The sequence below is a fragment of the Sorangium sp. So ce381 genome, assembly GCF_051473845.1.
GTDB classification, from domain to species: Bacteria; Myxococcota_A; Polyangia; order Polyangiales; family Polyangiaceae; genus Sorangium; species Sorangium atrum.
This window is the reverse complement of the sequence record NZ_CP150336.1, coordinates 11,388,259-11,405,296: the sequence shown is the minus strand read 5'-3', so window position 1 is coordinate 11,405,296 and position 17,038 is coordinate 11,388,259. Positions and strand designations below refer to the sequence as shown.

Here is a 17,038-nt window from a genome sequence, read left to right as displayed (position 1 = left end):
AGAGCCCCTCTCGTCGCGGCGGCCCCGGCGCGAGGCGGGCGCCTGGGCCGACAGCCCGGGGTCGCCCGCGGCGCGGCGGCGCGTCGCACACCTCGCCCGGCGCATCCCTCGTGGCGCCTGCCCGGCGCACGCCGAGCGCGCTCGGCGCACGCCGCACACCGAGCTCCTGGTGCGCTGGGCGCGCGAACCGCCGCGGCCCTCGAGGGCGCGCTTCGAACGGCGCAGGGTCGGATCGGGACGGAGGACCTGCCGGACGGGACAGGGGGCGCTCGGGCGCCTGCGCTCCGGACGCCGAGCGGCTATGGTTGGCGGGACATCGCGATGGGCACCCTCCTCAAGCGTGCGCTCGACCAGGCGGCGGTCTGGCATCGAGCCCAGAAGCGCAAGTATCCGAACGCCGACGTCCCCTACATCAGCCACCTCGCCGGCGTGGCGGTCCTGCTCGCGCGCCACGGCTTCGACGACGAGGTCGTCGCGGCCGGCGCGCTGCACGACGCCATGGAGGACCAGGGCGTCACGTTCGACGAGCTGAGCCAGCGCTTCGGCGATCGCGTCGCCACGCTCGTCCGCCACGTGACCGAGCAGGACAGGGCGCTGCCCTGGGAAGACCGCAAGCGCCTCTATCTCGAGGCGTTCCCGAAGAAGCCCTGGGAGGCGCAGGCGATCACGCTGGCCGACAAGATAGACAACTTCCAGTCGATCATCGTCTGCGCGCGCGAGCACGGCGATCCGTGGTCGATGTTCAAGCGCGGTCGGGACATGCAGATCGCGAGGTTCGAAGAGCTGCGCGCGATGTGCCGCGGCCTGCCGCCGCACCCGCTGCTCGACGAGTACGGGGCCGTGCTCGACGAGCTCCTGTCGACGGACTGAGCGCCGGATCTGCGGGGGCTCGACGACGCGCTCCGGAGCGTCGGCGGCGAGCGGAGCTCCGCCCGCGGGAGATCCAGAAGACCGAGGCCTCGGAGACACGTTGTGTCTCGAACGTGAACGAGGCGAGGGCGGCGCGCGCTGGATTCCGGAGTGGCCCTCTCGGGGATGCGCGATCGGCGAGAGCCAGCGTGAAGGGACCAGAGCTCCCGTGAGCCACACTGCCCCGCTCCGTGCCGGATCGGGCTCACTCGGGCCCTCCGCTCCCTTCCTGTGAGCACGACGAGCACCCCTCCTGCCCGTCCCGGGCGCGCGACAACCACGCTGATCCCGGGCGGCGCTGCGTTCCGGAGCGGCCGGGGCGCGCGCATCGACAGGCGCTCACCGGCACATGCGATGCACCGGCGCGAGGGGAGCTCCTCCAAGGAGGCACCGATGAAGCTCCTTTCTCCTCGCCACCATGGATACATCGATTACGCGGTCGTCGTCGTGCTCGCGCTCGCGCCGCTCGCGCTCCGCCTCGATCCGGTGCCCACGGCGGTCTGCTACGTCGCCGCCGTGGCGCACCTCGTCGCGACGCTGCTGTCCGATCAGCCGCTCGGCGCCGCCAGGAAGATCCCGTTTTCGGTGCACGGCGCGCTGGAGACATCCCTCGCCGCCGCGCTCCTCGCGTCGCCCTGGCTGTTCGGGTTCTCCGCCGAGCTCCCGGCGCGGACCTTCTTCGTGGTCACCGGGCTCGCGCTGGTGCTCGTCGCCCTCGGCACGAGGTACGCGACCGGCGCCGCCTCCCGGCAGGAGCGCTACGACCGCTACGATCGCTGAGCCGCGCGGGCGGCGCTCAGCAGGCGGAGACGGCCGCCTGAGCCTCGCGCATCACCTCGGGCCAGGTCGGATCCGCGCGCGACACCTCCAGGGCGATCGCCAGCGGATCCTCGCCGGCCGCGATGGCGAGGCGCGCGGCAGCGGAGCCGGTGAGCAGATCGAAGGCCGGGATCGTGTCGACGTACTCGTACCGCTCGGTGCGGAAGCGGAACTGCTCGGGCTGCTGCCTGAAGGCGAACGCGATGAGCGCGACGTACGTCGCGACCGGGCGGAAGGCGCGCGGATCGGTGACGTGGATCTGGACGCCGCCGCAGATCTTGCCGGCGTGCTTCTGGAAGGTGGGCCGGAAGGTGAGCGGCCGCGCGACGAAGCCCGGCAGCGCGGTGGACGCGAGGCGCGCGGCGAGGTCGCGGCCGTCGAGCCAGGGGGCGCCCACGATCTCGAACGGGCGCGTCGTGCCGCGGCCCTCCGACAGGTTCGTCCCCTCCAGCAGGCAGCCGCCCGGGTAGACGAGCGCGGTGTCCGCCGTCGGCATGTTGGGCGACGGGAGGACGAACGGGCGATCCCACCCGGACGCGAGCGCCTCCCGGCGATGACCCTCGACCGCCACGACCTGCAGCCCGCAGGCGACGTCGCCGAGCGGGATGCCCTCGCGCCGCGCGAAGAGCGCGACCAGCTCGCCCACCGTGAGCGAGTGGCGGACGGGCACCGGCTCCAGGCCCACGAACGACAGGAACCCCGGCGCCTGCGTCGCGCCCTCGACGCTCTCCGCCGCGCCCCCGAGGGGGTTCGGGCGATCGAGCAGCACGACGTGCACGCCCGCCGCGTGAGCCGCCCGCAGCGCGAGGAGCGCCGTCCAGACGAACGTGTAGTACCGCGCGCCGACGTCGGCGAGATCGATGAGCAGCACGTCGATCTTCGCGAGATCCGCCGCGGAAGGCGAGAGATCCTCGAAGCTTTCGCCGTACAGGCTGACGATGCCCGCGCCGGAGCGCGCGTCGACGCTGCTCATCACCGTCGCCATGTCCTGCGCCTCGCCGCCGTAGCCGTGCTCGGGGCCGAAGAAGAGGCGCGGGCGCAGGCCGAGGCGCTCGAGGACGAAGGCGATATGGGTCAGCTCGCGATCGACGCTCGCCGGGTGCGCAAGGACCCCCAGGCGAGTCGAACGGAGGCGCTGGAGCTGCGGAAGATCCGGGAGGCGGTCCAGTCCGACGTGCACGTCGCTGTGCTACCAAGGCGAGCGCGGGCCGTCCATGCGTCCGCGTTGGATTCTGTGTGACGCGCGTGCGGCGACGGGCGGCGTCACTCCTCGGGGGCGCCCTCCGCGGGCGCGCCGAGGTCCGTCGGCGCGGCGTCATCCGTCGAGCATCCGTCCGAAGGCCCCGTCGGCCAGGCATCCTGCCCATCGTCACGCAGGTGGATGCGCTCGAGGTAGAGCCCGTCCGGCGGCGCCGTGATCCCTGCGTCGCGCCGATCCAGCGACGAGAGCGCGCGCGCGATCGCGCCGGGCGCGAGGTGGCCGCGCGCCACGTCCATCAAGGTGCCGACCAGGATGCGCACCATGTTGTGCAGGAACGCGTTGCCCTCGACGTCGATCCGTACGACGCGCGGGTCCGCGGGATCGAGCGACAGCTCGACGCCGTAGAGCGTCCGCACCGTGGTCGTCCGCTCGTCCGCGCTCGTCCGGAACGCGGCGAAGTCGTGGGTGCCCTTCGCGGCGAGCGCCTCGGCGCGCGCCCGCTCGATCGCCTCGTCCGTGATGCCCTCGACCCGCCAGGCGCGACGGCTGAGGAACGGGTCGCGGACCAGATCCCGGAGGACCAGGTAGCGGTAGCGCTTGCGGAGGCTCTCGAAGCGCGGCGAGAACCCGAGGCGCACCACGGCCGCGCGCCGGATCACGATCTCTTCCGGGAGGTGGCGCGCGGTCGCGAGGACCCAGCCGCGCGGCGGCAGCGGCGCGGTCGTGTCGAAGGCGACGCGCTGGTCGCGCGCGTGGACGCCCGCGTCGGTGCGGCTCGCGCCGCGGATCTCGCGGATGCCGGGATCGATGACGCGCAGCGCGCCGAGCAGCTCTCCCGAGACCGTGCGCTGGTCGCGCTGGCGGGCGAAGCCCGCGAACGGGCGCCCGTCGTAGGCGACCGAGAGCAGGATCCCCCGGCTCGAAGCGGTGCTCCTCGCCACGGCGCGATCGAGGCGCGCGGCCTAGCCGCCGCTCCCCCCGCCGCCCGAGCCGCCCGCGCCGCCGGCACCGCCCGAGCCGCCGGCACCGCCCGAGCCGCCGCTTCCCCCGTCTCCGCCCGAGCCGCCGTCGCCGCCCGAGCTGGCCGACGAGGTCCGCGACGCATATCCCTTGACGCACTCCGGGTTGACGAGGCCCTCCGCGTTCTTGCAGCACTCCTCAGGGGCCGACAGCTGGCCATTCACCACGCAGGACGGGAGCTGATAGCAACCGGCCGGGTCGTTCTCGATTCCCTGGTCGCCGTCGAGGTTGTTGTTGCAGAGCGCCGTGGTCCCTTCATCGACGTGGCACGCGGCGCTCTGCAGGACGAGCGGCGCGAGCGCGAGGAGGAGCAAGCTGGCCATCCGGGGGGGGAGCGTTCGCATCGGCTGCTTCCTATTGCTTGATGGTGAAGTTGATCGGAACGTTCACCACGACGCATCCGCTCTGCGGCGGAGGCAGTGATTTGCCGCGGAAACGTCCCAAGACGCAAGACGCAATCTCGCCCGAGCCCACCGTGTCGTTGAGGATCGAGGCGCTGCACACCGCGCCGTTGGAGGCGACCTGCACGCTCACCGTCAGCTTGCCGGAGACCTCCGAGGTGCGCAGCGCGCGGTTATAACAACCCTGCGCCGAGCGAGCGAGCCCCAGGACGGCGGAGTCGAGCGCGGGCGAGGTCGCGCCGTCGCCGCACTTGCCGGAGCAAGGCGACTTGCCGGTGGTGGCCGGGCCCTGCCCCGACGCGACCTTGCCGGCGTCCACGCCGGCGTCCTCGACCTCGTCGACCGGCGGCGGCGGCGGGGGCGCGAAGAGCGGCGGAGGCTCCGCGGGCTTCGTCTCGGCGGGGACAGCGGCGGTCGGCGCCACGGGCGGCGCGGCCGGCTCCGGGCGCAGCTTCCAGTAGAGCAGGCCCGCCATGAGCGCAGCAAGGACGACCATTCCTGCGATGTAAGGCCCAGGGCCGCCGGATTTTCCCGGGATCTGCTGGGACGACGGAGGCATCGATGCGGACACGTTGAGAAGTCCTCCCGGAGAGACGCGCGAGGTCCGGCCGCTTCGGTGGGACCATCGTGCGCCGGAGCCGAGACGCGGGCGCGTCCGGCGGGGGCGAGTCTACAAGGGCGGGCAGGGAAGCGCGCCAGGAAACTGGATGCGCCCCGGATGAACACGACAGCGTTGCGCGGAGGGCTGCTCGGCGCAGCGGCGGGCGGCCGTGCGTCGCGTGGACGCGGGCGGCTGTCTGGCGCGTGCAGGCGGGGCCCAGCGCGCGCGGCTGGCGCGTGCAGGCGGGGCCCAGCGCGCGCGGCTGGCGCGTGCAGGCGGGGCCCAGCGCGCGCGGCTGGCGCGTGCAGGCGGGGCCCAGCGCGCGCGGCTGGCGCGTGCTGGCGGCTCAGCGCGTGTAGAACGACACCGCGGTGTCACCGTAGGCGCGGCTCGCAGCGCAGGTGAGCCCGGCGATCTCCGGGGAGGGATCGCGTCGCGCGTGCTCGAGGACGAGGCGCCCTTCCGGGGCGAGCAAGCCGAGCGGCCCGACGAGGCGCGCGGCCGCGGCGGCGGCCTTGGCCAGGACGGCGTAGGGCGGATCGAGCAGGGCGAGGTCGAAGGGGCCCTCGTCGCGGAGCAGATCGAGCGCGCGCTCGACGGGGAGCGGGACGACCCGCGCCGCCTCGTCGAGGCCGAGCGCGGCGAGGTTCTCGCGGAGCACGGCGAGCGCGGGGCGGCCGCTCTCGACGAAGACGGCGCGCCGCGCGCCGCGCGAGAGCGCCTCGATGCCGAGCGCGCCGGTGCCGGCGTACAGGTCGCAGACGAGCGCGCCGGTGACGTCGCCGAGCGACGAGAAGAGCGCCTCGCGCACGCGGTCCGCGGTCGGCCGCGTGCCCTCCCCGCGCGGCGCGGCGAGCCTTCGCCCGCCGAGCCGGCCGGCGATCACCCGCACGGTCGTCCCCCCGTCGTCGCGGGCAGAGAGGCAGAGCTCACCAGCGGTACGTCACGTCGACGCCGCCTGCGCCGAGGCCGACGCTGGGCTGCACGCTCCAGCCGGTGCGCTCCGCGGTCTGGCTGTTGTTCGTCACGAGCAGGTACGCGCCGACGCCCGCGGACACCACCGCCAGCGGGTAGAAGACGTACTGGAGCGCCATGAACGTGTCGGCCTTCTCGCAGAGCTCAATGCCCTTACGGGCCGTCTTCGCGTCGGCAGTGAAGTCGTCCTGGATGGCCTTGCGGTTCTCCAGCGCGCAGACGTCATCGACGTTCTCCGTGAACAGCCCTCGGTAGGCCGTGTACCGCGCGTCGCTCTGGATGCTCGCGACCTGGACGGAGCTGATGACGGCGACGGACCCGAAGACCGCCCCCGCGCCGAGGCCGATGAACCCGCCCATGCGCTTCCAGTTGGTCTGCGTCGATTCGGCCGGCATCTGGCTGAGCGCGACGTCGGTCGTGGCGACGGGCAGGGCCACGACCGACGCCTGGGAGTCGAGGAAGCCGGCCGACTTGACGCGCACGTTGTGCGGCCCGGCCGTGACCGTGAAGGTCGCCTCGCCGTTGTGCACGTTGCCGACGGGCTTTCCGTCGATGAAGACGCTCGCCTGCGCGGCGCCAGTCCTCACGCGGAGAGCCCCGCTCGGCGGCCCGCCGGTCAGCCTCGCGATCGCCTCCGCGGCGATCTTGCGGAGCGGCTCGTCGTTGGCCTCGGTGAGGTTCGCGCTGTACTTCACCGGCACGCTCGATTCCGGCTTCCCGCGGGTCCAGAGGTGCAGCTCCCCCTCGACCTCGGTGTCGCTCTTGCGGAGCATGCCCCAGATGTAGCGGTCGCTCTTGATCTGGTCGGCGATGCGGGCCTGGCAGGCCGCGTCGGGCCGATCGTCGCACTGGAGGGAGAGCGTCAGGACCTCGAGTGAGAAATCCTCCTCGCTGACCGACCACCCCGGCGCCTCCTTGATGGCGGAGCGGAGCGCCTGGGTCAGCGCGCCGGCCTGGTCGTAGGCGTCGTCCGTCCGGAGGACGACGACGGTGATCGGCAGGGCGGTGGGCGACGGCTCCGCCGCCTGGGCGGCGTTGCTGCAGGCGAGGAGGGCCACCACGGCAGCGAGACCGGTCCTCTGTGCGCACGTCATCATGTGGTCCTGGGCTCCACGCGCCCAAGTTACCCGTCCGGCGGCCAGGAACGCAATCCGTGAGCCGGTGAGGCGGCGCGGCGGCGCGATCGCGATGTCGACGCGGTGAGGCGGCGCGGCGGCGCGATCGCGATGACGACGCCGGCGAGCCCACGCTGCGCGCGCGGCGTTTTTCGTTCCGTCCACGATTGCGCCGTGTCAGAGCGTCCTAGGCCCCGGCCCGCCCCGCTCCGCAGCGCGGGCGACGCGCGCTACTCTCCTGGTCCATGAAGGTCCCCCGACACATCTTCCGCGAGTACGACATCCGCGGCGCCGCCGAGCGCGACCTGACGAGCGAGCTCGCTCGCGAGCTCGGCGCCGCGTTCGCCCTGCTCCTCGGCCGCGAGCTCGCCGCGGGGGCGCCTCCTCGCCGAGCTCGGCCGAAGGTGGCGGTCTGCCGGGACGGCCGCCTCTCGAGCGACCGGCTGTTCTCGGCCCTCACGGACGGCCTGCTCGCGGGCGGCGCCGACGTGATCTCCGCGGGGGTCGGGCCGACGCCGCTGCTCTACTTCGCGGCGCACCACCTCGACTCCGACGGCGCGATCATGATCACGGCGAGCCACAACCCGGCGCCGGACAACGGGTTCAAGCTCATGCGCGGCAAGGCCTCGTTCTTCGGCAAGGACATCCAGGCGCTCGCCGACCTCATCGAGGAGGGCGGCAGCGGCGGCCGTAGCGCCGCGGGGGCGCGGGGCGATCTCACCGAGGTCGACCTCTCGGGCGACTACATCGCGGCGGTGCGCGCCGCGTCCCGCCTGTCCGGCGCCGACGTCCGCTTCGTGATCGACGCCGGCAACGGCGCGGCCGGTCCGCTCGGCGTCCGCACGCTCGCGGCGCTCGGCTTCACGCCGGACGCGCTCTTCTGCGACATCGACGGCCTCTTCCCGAACCACCACCCGGACCCGACCGTCCCCGAGAACCTCGAGGCGCTCCGCGCCCGCGTGCTCGCGACCGGCGCCGCGCTCGGCGTCGCGTGGGACGGCGACGGCGATCGGATCGGCGTTGTCGACGAGCGCGGCGAGGTGCTCTGGGGGGACAAGCTGCTGCTCCTGTTCGCGCGGTCGCTCCTCGCGGAGCGCCCAGGCTCGGCCGTGATCGGGGAGGTGAAGTGCTCCGAGACGCTCTACGCCGACATTGCCGCGCGCGGCGGGCGCCCCATCCTCTGGAAGACGGGCCACTCGCTCATCAAGACCAAGATGAAAGAGGAGGGCGCGCTGCTCGCCGGCGAGATGAGCGGACACATGTTCTTCGCCGATCGGTGGTTCGGGTTCGACGACGCGATCTACGCGACGGTCCGCCTGCTCGAGATCGTCGCCCGGGCGCGGCGGCCCCTCGGCGAGCTGCTCGCCGACGTGCCGGAGACCTTCGCCACCCCCGAGATCCGCGTCGACTGCCCGGACGCCGTGAAGTTCGAGGTCGTCCGCCGCGTGACCGAGCACTTCCGCCGCGTCCGTCCGGTCGTGGACATCGACGGCGCGCGCATCGACTTCGGCGGCGGGGCGTGGGGCCTCTGCCGCGCCTCCAACACCGGCCCGATCCTGGTGCTGCGGTTCGAGGGGCGGTCCGTCACGGACCGCGACGCGGCCCGCGCCCAGGTCGAGGCCGTCGTCTCCGCCGCCGTCCGCGACGCCGTCGCCGCCGCCCCGCTCCCGTGACCATGTCCGAAGGCGAGCAGCAGAGCGAGGCCTGGACGATCCGGCGCGTGATCACCTGGGCCACGGGCGACCTGAAGAAGCGCGGCGCGTCCTCGGCGCGCCTCGACGCCGAGCTCCTGCTCGGCAAGGTGCTGCGCCTCGATCGCGTCGGGCTGCTCATCGACGCCGAGCGGCCGCTCGATCGGGCCGAGCTCGCCGCCTACCGCGAGCTGCACCAGCGCCGCCGCGCCGGCGAGCCGGTCGCCTATCTCCTCGGTGTGCGGGAGTTCTACGGCCGCCCGTTCCGCGTCGATCCGCGCGTGCTCATCCCCCGCCCCGACACCGAGATCCTCGTCGAGGTCGGCCTCGCCCGGACGAGGCACCTCGCGCTCTCCGCGCGCGTGCTCGACCTGTGCACCGGGTCCGGCTGCGTCGCCGTCAGCCTCGCGTGCGAGCGGCCGACCAGCCGCGTCCTCGGCGTCGACATCTCGGACGGCGCGCTCGCCGTCGCCCGCGAGAACGCGCTCCGCCTCGGCGCGGTCAACGCGGGGTTCGTGCGCTCGGACCTCTTCGCCGGCGTGCCGTCCGGCCTTCGCTTCGACCTGATCACCGCGAACCCACCGTACATTCCGGACGAGGACGTCGCCGCGCTGCAGATCGACATCCGCGGCTACGAGCCCCACCTCGCGCTCGCGGGGGGCCCGGACGGCCTCGTCTTCACGCGCCGGATCGTCGCGGGCGCGCCGGCCTTGCTCTCCGCCGGCGGCGTGCTGGCGGTGGAGGTCGAGGCCGGCAAGGCGGGCGCGGTGGCCGAGCTCTTCGCCGCGGCGGGGTTCGGCGGCGTCTCGAGGCACCTCGACTACGGCGGGCACGAGCGCGTCGTCTCCGGCGCCCTGCCCTGATCGCCCGCCGCCCGGGAGGGCGGGGCCGCCGCGGCCGCGCAGCGCGCGCGCCTCCGCGACCGCGAGGATGGGGCTGGCGCGCTGTATGCACAGCGACGCACGGCGAGGGGGGCGTGGCGCAGTCGGTGGCGGGGGCTCGGGGCGACCCGCGCGCCGCCGGCTGCCTGCGCCGCCCCCGAGCGTGTTCACGCCGCGAGGCGGAGAGGTGTCCCATGAGGCAGCTGGATCCCAGGCCGGAGAGCTCGACAGCAGATCTCGTGAAGGAGGCGATCGCCGAGGCCAGGGAGCTGATGCAGGTCGAGGTCGCGCTGGCGCGCGACGAGATGAACCAGGAGATCTCGCGGGCGAAGGCGTCGTGCGTCGCGCTCGGCGCGGCGGCGGCCGCGGCGCTGCTCGGGGTCGCGCTGGTGCTCGTCGCGATCGCGCTGGCCATCGCGCCGGAGCCGCTGCCGGCGCTGCTGATAGGGCTCGCGTTCATCGCGCTGGCGATCGTGGTGGGCGTGGTCGGCTACAAGAGCGCGCCGAGAAGGCCGCTCGAGAGGACCCGGGGCCGCCTCGGGGCGGACGTCCGGCTGGTCCGGGAGCTCGTATGAAGGGGCTGAACGGTCAACGCGCGGACTTCGAGCGGAGGGCGGACGAGCTGCGCGACCGGCTGATGCACACGATCGAGGCGCTCGATCGGCGGCGCCACGTGCTCGTCGATGTGCGGTCGCGGGTGCGCCGGCACGGCCCCGAGGTGCTCGCCGGAGGGCTGCTGCTCGCGATCGCGGGCGGCGCGGCGGCGATCGCGCTGATCAAGGAAGTGCGCGCGCGCAACGAGCGGCCGGGCGGCGAGCGCCTCCGCGCGCTCGTGCGCTTCTGGCGGCACCCGGAGCGGGTGGCGCCGCGCGGCAAGCCGAGCGTGTCCCGCGAGATCGGCCGGAGGATCCTGGTGGGCATGGCGTCGTTCGTGGCGATGCAGCTCATCCGGCGCGGCGTCCGGCTCACGCTGGCGCTGCCGGATCGGGACGCGCAGGCGCGGCGGGGCCCGCTCGAGCTCAGCGCCGCGGCGCCGGGGACCAGGAGGCCGTCCGGTCAGGGCCCGGTGTAGAGGGCGGTGCGCCACCCCAGGTAGAACCCTGGCTGGCGGACGGACGTGCTCCAGGTGTAGTCGGCGTAGAGCCACGGGCCCATCGCCACCTTCCAGAGCCGGATCCCCTCGTAGAACACGCCGCCTCCGATGCGGGCCGGCAGGGCGCCGTCGATGACCTCCGCGCCGTCGGCGTCGGAGGTCGTGTACGCGACGCCCGTGCCGGCGTCGAAGGCGACGCCGACGTCCCTCCACCGATCCGCGAGCGAGAAGAGCGGGAAGACCTCGGTGTGGAGCATGAACCCCCCGGCGAGGGAGGCGTGGTCCGCGGCGCTCAGGCCGTGTCCGCCGAAGCCAGCGCCGAACGTGAGCCAGTCCGCGAGCGCGCCGCCGATCCAGACGTAGCCTCCGGCGCCGATCCCCACGCCGGTCTCCGTGTAATGGCGCTCGAATCCGATCTTCTGGACGTCGTTCGGGAAGCCGGCGGCGCTCCCGAGCGCCAGGCCTCCGGCGATGCCCGCGGCGAGCCCGCTGCGCCGCGCGGCCGATCTGGGCGCGAACAGCGGATCGGCGGCCGGCGTCTCTCCGGCCGCCGTCGGCTGCGCCGCGGCGGCCGCGGGGAGCAGGCTGAGGCCAAGGAGCGCCGGCAGCGCGGCCGCGCGCGCGCGTCGGAGGTGGGGACACGTCGCCATGGGCTCCCTTTCCTATACGATGACGCGGGGCTCGGCATCGCAATCCTGCCGCTCGGCGTGGACCGGCGCGGGCGTGACGGCGCGCCGTCGCACGGGAGGGATCGTCCGTGTTCGTGCCGTGTCCCCGCCGCGTCCATCGGCCTTCCTGTCCTCCGCGGCTCTGCCGCGGTGGGCTCGGCCCCCTCGGCGTTCGCGCTATGCTCCCGCCGTGACGCACGAAGCTTCCCTGGAGCGGGCGCCGGCGGGCAGGATCGTCCTCCGGTGGCTCGTCGGACTGCGCTGGGCGGTGTTCGCGCTGCTCGCGGCGACCCTGGCCGTCGACGAGGCGCTGTTCGGCTATCACGTCCGGTACGCCGTCGCCGTGCCCATCCTGGTGCTGGCCGCCGGGCTCAACCTCGCCCTCGACCGGCGGGTGCGGTCGGATCGGGGCGCGGAGAGCGCCGTCGTCGCCGGCGTCGTGGCGCTCGATCTCGTCGCGATCGCTGGGGTCCTCGCCGCGTCGGGCGGCGCAGGCAACCCGTTCAGCGCCCTCTTCTTCGTGCACGTCGCCCTCGCCGCGGCGCTCCTGCCGCCGCGCACGACCTTCGCGCTCGCCGCGCTCGCGGCCTGCCTCTTCGCGGCGCTCTTCGCGCTCCCCGCCGGCGCGTGCTGCCCGAGCCACCCGGAGCACGGCGCGTTCTCCACCCACCTCTACGGGATGCTCCTCGCCTTCGTGCTGAGCGCGGCGCTCGTCGCCCACGTCCTCCTGAAGATCCGCCGCGCGCTCGACGAGAGCGCGGCCGAGAACGCGGCGCTGCGCCGGCGCGCGGAGGAGGCGTCCCGCTTCCAGGCGCTCGGCGCGCTCGCGGCCGGCACCGCCCACGAGCTCGGCACCCCGCTCGGCACGATCGCGGTGCTCGCCGGGGAGAGCCTTAGCGACCCCGGATCGAGCGACGCCGCGCAGCGCCGCGCCCGGACGATCGCGGAGCAGGTCGAGCGCTGCCGCGTGGTGATCGCGCGCATGCGGGCGGACGTCCGGGCGAGCGACCTGCGCGCCGGGGTCGAGGTCGGCGAGGCGGCCCGGCGCGGCGTGCAGGCCTGGCAGGCGGCGCACCCCGGCGTCGCGGTCGAGGTGCGCGGCGATCTCGCGCCGCGCCGCACGGTGCCGCTCGACGCGGCCGACGTCGAGGCGGCGCTGTTCGCGCTGCTCGACAACGCGCTCGAGGCGCTCGGGCCGAGCCCCGCGGTCGCGGAGCCGATCGTGGTCACCGTCGGGGACGAGGGCGGCGCGCCCGTGATCAGCGTCGAGGACGGCGGCGCGGGCGTCGCGCCGGGCCTGGAAGGGCGGCTCGGCGAGCCGTTCGTGACCACCAAGGCGCCCGGCGAGGGCATGGGCCTCGGGCTCTACCTCGTGCGGACGCTCATCGAGCAGGTCGGCGGCTGCCTCACGGTGTCGCCGAGGCAGGGGTCTGGCGAGCGCGGCACGCGCGTCGCCCTGCGCCTCGCGCCGGTGGACTCATGAGCTCCGAGGCCGCCGGCGAGCCGACGCTGCTCATCGTCGATGACGACGCGACCTTCCGGACCGCGCTCGGGCAGGCGCTCGGCAAGAGCGGGTTCGCGGTGTCCCTCGCCGCCAGCGCCGAGGAGGCCGCGGCGATGGCGCGAGGGCACGTGTTCGAGTACGCGCTCGTCGACGTCCGGATGCCGGGGCAGAGCGGGATCGACCTCGTGGGGACGCTGCGGAGCATGGATGACGGCATCCGTATCGTGGTGTTCACCGGATACGGCACGATCGCGAACGCGGTGGCGGCGATCCGGGCCGGGGCGGTCGATTACCTGACCAAGCCGGTGGACGCGGCCCGGTGCGCGCGGTCGCTGCTCGGCGTCGCCCCGGCCGCGCGCGGCGCCGACGACGAGGACCTGCCGTCGCTCGAGCGGGTGGAGTGGGAGTACCTCCAGCGCGTGCTCGCGGACTGCGAGGGGAACATCTCGGAGGCGGCGCGCAAGCTCAGGATGCACCGCCGCTCGCTCCAGCGGAAGCTCTCGCGCCTGCCGCCGAGATCGTGAGGGGCGTGAGGGGGTAGAGGGGAGCGTCCACGAGAGGCGGGTTCCGCTCGGTCGAGCGAGCCCTATGGAGAGGCCATGCCCTACAAACCCATCGAGTCCTACGGCGTCATCGGCGACATGCACTCCGTGGCGCTGGTCGGGATGGATGGATCCATCGACTGGTGCTGCCTCCCCCATTTCGACTCGCCGAGCGTGTTCGCGGCCATCCTGGACGACGAGCGCGGCGGCCGCTTCGCGCTCTCCGCGGCGAACGGCACGTCGAGCAACAAGCAGATGTACATGCCCGACACCAACGTCCTGCTCACGCGGTTCCTCGACGTGCAAGGCGTCGGCGAGGTCTGCGATTTCATGCCGATCCACCGGGACACGTACGGCGCTTACCGCCGCGGGATGCACCAGATCGTCCGCGTCGCGCGGGCCGTCCGCGGCGCGGTGCGCTTCCGGCTCGCCTGCCGCCCCGCGATCGACTTCGCCCGCCGCCCCCACCGCCTGATCCTCGACGACCCGCGCGGCGCCGTCTTCGACTCCGATGGCCTCGACCTGGCGCTCATCAGCCCGGTCCCCCTGTCGAGCGACGGCGCCGGCGGCGTCACCGCCGACTTCGTGCTCCAGCCGGGCGAGTCGGCCACGTTCTCGCTGCGCCAGGTCGAGGACTGGACGGCCAGCGCCGATCTGCTCGCCACGCCGATCAACGGCGAGGACGCGCTCCGGCGCACGGTCGCCTTCTGGCGGTCGTGGCTCGCCCGCTCGCGCTACAAGGGGCGCTGGCGCGAGATGGTCGACCGCTCGGCGCTCGTCCTCAAGCTGCTCACGTTCGAGCCGACCGGCGCGATCGTCGCCGCGGCGACGACCAGCCTGCCCGAGGAGATCGGCGGGGTCCGCAACTGGGACTATCGCTACGTCTGGGTGCGCGACGCCGCGTTCACGCTCTACGGCTTCCTCCGGCTCGGCTACACGGAGGAGGCCGCGCGCTTCATGGAATGGCTGAGCGCCCGCGTCTCCGAGGAGGACGGCCCCACCGGGCCGCTGCAGCTCATGTACGGTATCGACGGACGCCACGAGCTCCCCGAGGTCGCGCTCACCCACCTCGACGGCTACCGCGGGTCCCGGCCGGTCCGCGTCGGCAACGGGGCGACGACGCAGCTCCAGCTCGACATCTACGGCGAGCTCATCGACTCGGTATATCTCTTCGACAAATACGGATCTCCCATCTCTTATGATTTCTGGCGCGAGCTCCGGCGCATGGCCTACTGGGTGTGTCAGAGCTGGGAGCAGGAAGACGAGAGCATCTGGGAGGTGCGCGGCGGCAAGCAGCAGTTCGTCTACTCGAAGCTCCAGTGCTGGGTCGCGCTCGACCGGACGCTGCGGCTCAGCAGCAAGCGCTCTCTGCCGCTCGACCGGCAGCGCGTCGCGTGCGCGCGCGACGACATCTACGAGGCGATCATGGCGCGCGGCTGGGACGCGCAGCGGAGGACGTTCGTGCAGGCCTTCGGCGGGGCCGCGCTCGACGCGAGCAACCTGCTCATGTCGCTCATGCGCTTCATCTCCCCCACCGATCCGCGTATCCTCGGCACGCTCGACCGCACGCTCGAGGAGCTCGCGAGCGACACGCTCGTCCACCGCTACGAGCTCGGCAAGGGCGCGGGCGACGGCCTGACCGGCAGGGAGGGCACGTTCAGCATCTGCACCTTCTGGCTCGTCGAGGCCCTCGCGCGCGCTGGCCGCCTCGACGACGCGCGCTTCATCTTCGAGAAGATGCTGACGTACGCCAACCACCTCGGGCTCTACTCCGAGCAGATCGGGCCGAGCGGAGAGCTGCTCGGCAACTTCCCCCAGGCGTTCACCCACCTCGGCCTGGTCAGCGCGGCGTTCTACCTGGATCGCGCGCTCGGTCAGGGCGGCTGAAGTCGGATCCGGGTCCTCGCGCGCTCCCCGCCGGCGAGCGGCGGGGTGTGGCTCGTGCGCGATCGGTGGAAGGGAGAGGCGGCTACCGGCAGCCCGGGATATCCAACCCCAGGCGGCCGGCGCTCACGAGCTCTGTAGGTGTGTCGTGCAGGTGTGTAGAAGGAGGGGGCTGGCGCGGCGCCGAGGGATCCTGCGACGCGGAGTCCCTGGCGCCGGCCAGCACGATGGGGTCAGATCACCACCCGAAGCCGCCGAAGCCGCCGCAGCCGCCGAAGCCGCCGATCCCGATCGGGACGAAGGCCGTCGTGCAGCTCGTGAACGACGAGACGAGGGCGCCGCCGCCGAAGCCGCAGCCGAGGCCGCCGAAGCCGCCCCAGCCGAAGCCGCCCCAGCCGAAGCCGCCGAAGCCGCCGAAGCAGCGCTCGCCCTCACGCTGCCCGGTCTCCTGCCCGACCACGCCCGTCTGCCCGAGGCCGGCCTGTCCGATCTGCGCCGGGCCCGCCTGTCCGATCTGCGCCTGGCCGAGCTGAGCCTGCGAGAGCTCGCCCGCCTGGCCGAGCTGCGCCTGGCCGAGCTGCGCCTGGCCGATCTGCGCCGGGCCTTGCTGCGCGTATCCGCCCTTGGTCGGGTAGCCGCCCTTGCTCGGGAGGCCCTTGGTCGGAAACTCACCCTTGCTGGGAAGGAGCCCGCCCTTGCTGGGCAGCATCGGAATGCCCTTCGAGGGCAGACCCTTGCTGGGGGGCAGACCGAGCTTGCTGGGCCCCATCTGGCCAACCTGAGCCTGAGCCTGCGACTGGGTCGCGTACCCGCCGCGCTCGTCCGCCTCCAGCGCGCTGTTCGCGGAGTCGACGCTCTCGTCATCCGTGTTGAAGTCGTCGTCCGCGCCGACCGCGCACCCGGCACCGAGCGCCAGCATCATCGCAAAGCCCATCGTCTTGTGAATCGAGATCATTGGTCCTCCCCGGTGTCCCTGATGAGCCTTGCGGCCCCCGAACACCTTGGTGCACCCCAGAGCAGGCTGTGTGCCTCGCTCTTCTGTGCAGAGGCTGCCGCTTCGAGCAGCATGGATTCGCGGGATGGCGGCCTCGAATCAGGCGCTCCTCGCATCTGCGCTCCCCTGGGATTTCTCCGCGATTCAATCGTGGTGGATCCGGGCGAGCGCGGCGCGCGCTGGAGCGGCGTCGCGATTACGATGGATAGGATAGAAGGTGTCCCGCCGCGCGCCGCGGGGCCGCGCGGGAACAAGGAAGACGCGAAGGCGGTTCCCCGCGGCGTGGATCGCGCGGTGGTCGTGGCGAGCGGAGGTGTCCTCGAACAGGTAAAACCTCCCTCCGGATCCAGAAAAGAGCGGCCTCACGAAGCGTCGACACCACAAGACGCAAACGGACGTGATCGAACCCAAACGGACGTGATCGGACGTGATCGGACGCAGATGGATGTGATTGGACACAAAGGGGCGTGATCCGGTGACTTCGATGGCGCCGTCCAGGCGAGACACGCGCCCTGCGCCCTGCCTGCTCAGCGCCTCGCGTTCCGACACGTTTGTGCATCCCTTCGCCTGTGAGAGCGGAATTGTCGCTCCTGGTCGGAATTGGTCGCCGGCGCGCGACGCGATGCGGCGCGCGCCGGCGACGATGCCGCCCGCGTCGCAACAGGCCCCTCCCGCTGCGCCGCTTTCCTGCTCCGGCGGCGGACGGGGCCGAATCGGCTGTTATTCCCACTTGCGCAGGA

Annotated in this window: 17 protein-coding genes; 9 read left to right on the top strand and 8 right to left on the bottom strand. The window is 73.3% G+C overall.

The genetic code is table 11. The annotated features are described in order from the left end of the window. The first annotated feature begins 321 nt into the window (after nt 1-321). Both WMF29_RS42835 and WMF29_RS42830 read left to right on the top strand, forming a co-directional pair. A complete protein-coding gene (locus WMF29_RS42835) occupies nt 322-870 on the top strand; it encodes an HD domain-containing protein (RefSeq protein WP_437325817.1) in 549 nt (182 codons plus the stop codon). 432 nt (nt 871-1,302) lie between these two features. Continuing rightward, nucleotides 1,303-1,689 carry an SPW repeat protein gene (locus tag WMF29_RS42830; RefSeq protein ID WP_437325816.1) on the top strand — a complete coding sequence of 129 codons (387 nt, stop codon included), beginning with the start codon at nt 1,303-1,305 and terminating at the stop codon, nt 1,687-1,689. A gap of 16 nt (nt 1,690-1,705) precedes the next feature. Here the strand turns inward: WMF29_RS42830 and WMF29_RS42825 are convergent, their stop codons facing one another. The 6 genes from WMF29_RS42825 to WMF29_RS42800 form a co-directional block, all read right to left on the bottom strand. Further along, nucleotides 1,706-2,908 (bottom strand): exo-beta-N-acetylmuramidase NamZ family protein, encoded by a 1,203-nt coding sequence (locus tag WMF29_RS42825; protein ID WP_437325815.1) that lies wholly within the window; start codon nt 2,906-2,908, stop codon nt 1,706-1,708. An 83-nt stretch (nt 2,909-2,991) separates the two neighbouring features. Then, on the bottom strand, nt 2,992-3,870 hold the full coding sequence (gene truA / locus WMF29_RS42820) for a tRNA pseudouridine(38-40) synthase TruA (RefSeq protein ID WP_437325814.1): 879 nt from the start codon (nt 3,868-3,870) through the stop codon (nt 2,992-2,994). Between the two features lie 21 nt (nt 3,871-3,891). Beyond that, entirely contained in the window at nt 3,892-4,293 is a 402-nt protein-coding gene (locus WMF29_RS42815; protein WP_437325813.1) for a hypothetical protein, read from the bottom strand. 10 nt (nt 4,294-4,303) lie between these two features. Beyond that, the gene (locus WMF29_RS42810; RefSeq protein WP_437325812.1) at nt 4,304-4,846 is read right to left on the bottom strand and encodes an AgmX/PglI C-terminal domain-containing protein; all 543 of its coding nucleotides are present in this window, start codon (nt 4,844-4,846) and stop codon (nt 4,304-4,306) included. A gap of 451 nt (nt 4,847-5,297) precedes the next feature. After that, nucleotides 5,298-5,843: a 16S rRNA (guanine(966)-N(2))-methyltransferase RsmD gene (rsmD, locus tag WMF29_RS42805; protein ID WP_437325811.1), complete on the bottom strand. Its 546-nt coding sequence runs from the start codon at nt 5,841-5,843 to the stop codon at nt 5,298-5,300. Nucleotides 5,844-5,880: 37 nt separating this feature from the next. Next, the gene (locus tag WMF29_RS42800; RefSeq protein ID WP_437325810.1) at nt 5,881-6,987 is read right to left on the bottom strand and encodes a PEGA domain-containing protein; all 1,107 of its coding nucleotides are present in this window, start codon (nt 6,985-6,987) and stop codon (nt 5,881-5,883) included. Between the two features lie 299 nt (nt 6,988-7,286). Here WMF29_RS42800 and WMF29_RS42795 point away from each other — a divergent pair, with 299 nt between their 5' ends. The 4 genes from WMF29_RS42795 (at nt 7,287) to WMF29_RS42780 (ending at nt 10,685) form a co-directional block, all read left to right on the top strand. Further along, nucleotides 7,287-8,714, top strand: a complete 1,428-nt coding sequence (locus WMF29_RS42795; protein ID WP_437325809.1) for a phosphomannomutase/phosphoglucomutase — start codon at nt 7,287-7,289, stop codon at nt 8,712-8,714. Between the two features lie 2 nt (nt 8,715-8,716). Beyond that, nucleotides 8,717-9,595, top strand: a complete 879-nt coding sequence (gene prmC / locus WMF29_RS42790; RefSeq protein WP_437325808.1) for a peptide chain release factor N(5)-glutamine methyltransferase — start codon at nt 8,717-8,719, stop codon at nt 9,593-9,595. Nucleotides 9,596-9,807: 212 nt separating this feature from the next. After that, the gene (locus tag WMF29_RS42785; RefSeq protein ID WP_437325807.1) at nt 9,808-10,188 is read left to right on the top strand and encodes a phage holin family protein; all 381 of its coding nucleotides are present in this window, start codon (nt 9,808-9,810) and stop codon (nt 10,186-10,188) included. Next, nucleotides 10,185-10,685, top strand: a complete 501-nt coding sequence (locus tag WMF29_RS42780) for a hypothetical protein (RefSeq protein WP_437325806.1) — start codon at nt 10,185-10,187, stop codon at nt 10,683-10,685. Before WMF29_RS42785 ends, WMF29_RS42780 begins: the two co-directional genes overlap by 4 nt. Here WMF29_RS42780 and WMF29_RS42775 read toward each other — a convergent pair. After that, a complete protein-coding gene (locus tag WMF29_RS42775; protein ID WP_437325805.1) occupies nt 10,670-11,356 on the bottom strand; it encodes a hypothetical protein in 687 nt (228 codons plus the stop codon). The genes WMF29_RS42780 and WMF29_RS42775 overlap by 16 nt on opposite strands. Before the next feature lie 208 nt (nt 11,357-11,564). Between WMF29_RS42775 and WMF29_RS42770 the strand changes: the two genes are divergently transcribed. The 3 genes from WMF29_RS42770 (at nt 11,565) to WMF29_RS42760 (ending at nt 15,307) form a co-directional block, all read left to right on the top strand. Continuing rightward, nucleotides 11,565-12,857 (top strand): ATP-binding protein, encoded by a 1,293-nt coding sequence (locus tag WMF29_RS42770; protein ID WP_437325804.1) that lies wholly within the window; start codon nt 11,565-11,567, stop codon nt 12,855-12,857. Beyond that, complete coding sequence (locus WMF29_RS42765; RefSeq protein WP_437325803.1) at nt 12,854-13,402, top strand: response regulator transcription factor; 549 nt, start codon at nt 12,854-12,856, stop codon at nt 13,400-13,402. The genes WMF29_RS42770 and WMF29_RS42765 overlap by 4 nt, the downstream gene beginning before the upstream one ends. Before the next feature lie 75 nt (nt 13,403-13,477). Next, a complete protein-coding gene (locus tag WMF29_RS42760; protein ID WP_437325802.1) occupies nt 13,478-15,307 on the top strand; it encodes a glycoside hydrolase family 15 protein in 1,830 nt (609 codons plus the stop codon). 235 nt (nt 15,308-15,542) lie between these two features. On the opposite strand, the gene WMF29_RS42755 is transcribed toward WMF29_RS42760, so the two are convergent. Beyond that, nucleotides 15,543-16,259, bottom strand: a complete 717-nt coding sequence (locus WMF29_RS42755; RefSeq protein WP_437325801.1) for a hypothetical protein — start codon at nt 16,257-16,259, stop codon at nt 15,543-15,545. Nucleotides 16,260-17,038: the final 779 nt, after the last annotated feature.

Excerpts from the sequence above, each read along its gene's own strand:
- WMF29_RS42755 (WP_437325801.1), bottom strand. The coding sequence starts at position 16,259 with ATGATCTCGATTCACAAGACGATGGGCTTTGCGATGATGCTGGCGCTC.
- prmC (WP_437325808.1), top strand. The coding sequence starts at position 8,717 with ATGTCCGAAGGCGAGCAGCAGAGCGAGGCCTGGACGATCCGGCGCGTG.
- WMF29_RS42835 (WP_437325817.1), top strand. The coding sequence starts at position 322 with ATGGGCACCCTCCTCAAGCGTGCGCTCGACCAGGCGGCGGTCTGGCAT.
- WMF29_RS42810 (WP_437325812.1), bottom strand. The coding sequence starts at position 4,846 with ATGGTCGTCCTTGCTGCGCTCATGGCGGGCCTGCTCTACTGGAAGCTG.
- WMF29_RS42830 (WP_437325816.1), top strand. The coding sequence starts at position 1,303 with ATGAAGCTCCTTTCTCCTCGCCACCATGGATACATCGATTACGCGGTC.
- WMF29_RS42765 (WP_437325803.1), top strand. The coding sequence starts at position 12,854 with ATGAGCTCCGAGGCCGCCGGCGAGCCGACGCTGCTCATCGTCGATGAC.
- WMF29_RS42780 (WP_437325806.1), top strand. The coding sequence starts at position 10,185 with ATGAAGGGGCTGAACGGTCAACGCGCGGACTTCGAGCGGAGGGCGGAC.
- WMF29_RS42775 (WP_437325805.1), bottom strand. The coding sequence starts at position 11,356 with ATGGCGACGTGTCCCCACCTCCGACGCGCGCGCGCGGCCGCGCTGCCG.
- WMF29_RS42795 (WP_437325809.1), top strand. The coding sequence starts at position 7,287 with ATGAAGGTCCCCCGACACATCTTCCGCGAGTACGACATCCGCGGCGCC.
- WMF29_RS42785 (WP_437325807.1), top strand. The coding sequence starts at position 9,808 with ATGAGGCAGCTGGATCCCAGGCCGGAGAGCTCGACAGCAGATCTCGTG.
- WMF29_RS42815 (WP_437325813.1), bottom strand. The coding sequence starts at position 4,293 with ATGCGAACGCTCCCCCCCCGGATGGCCAGCTTGCTCCTCCTCGCGCTC.
- WMF29_RS42760 (WP_437325802.1), top strand. The coding sequence starts at position 13,478 with ATGCCCTACAAACCCATCGAGTCCTACGGCGTCATCGGCGACATGCAC.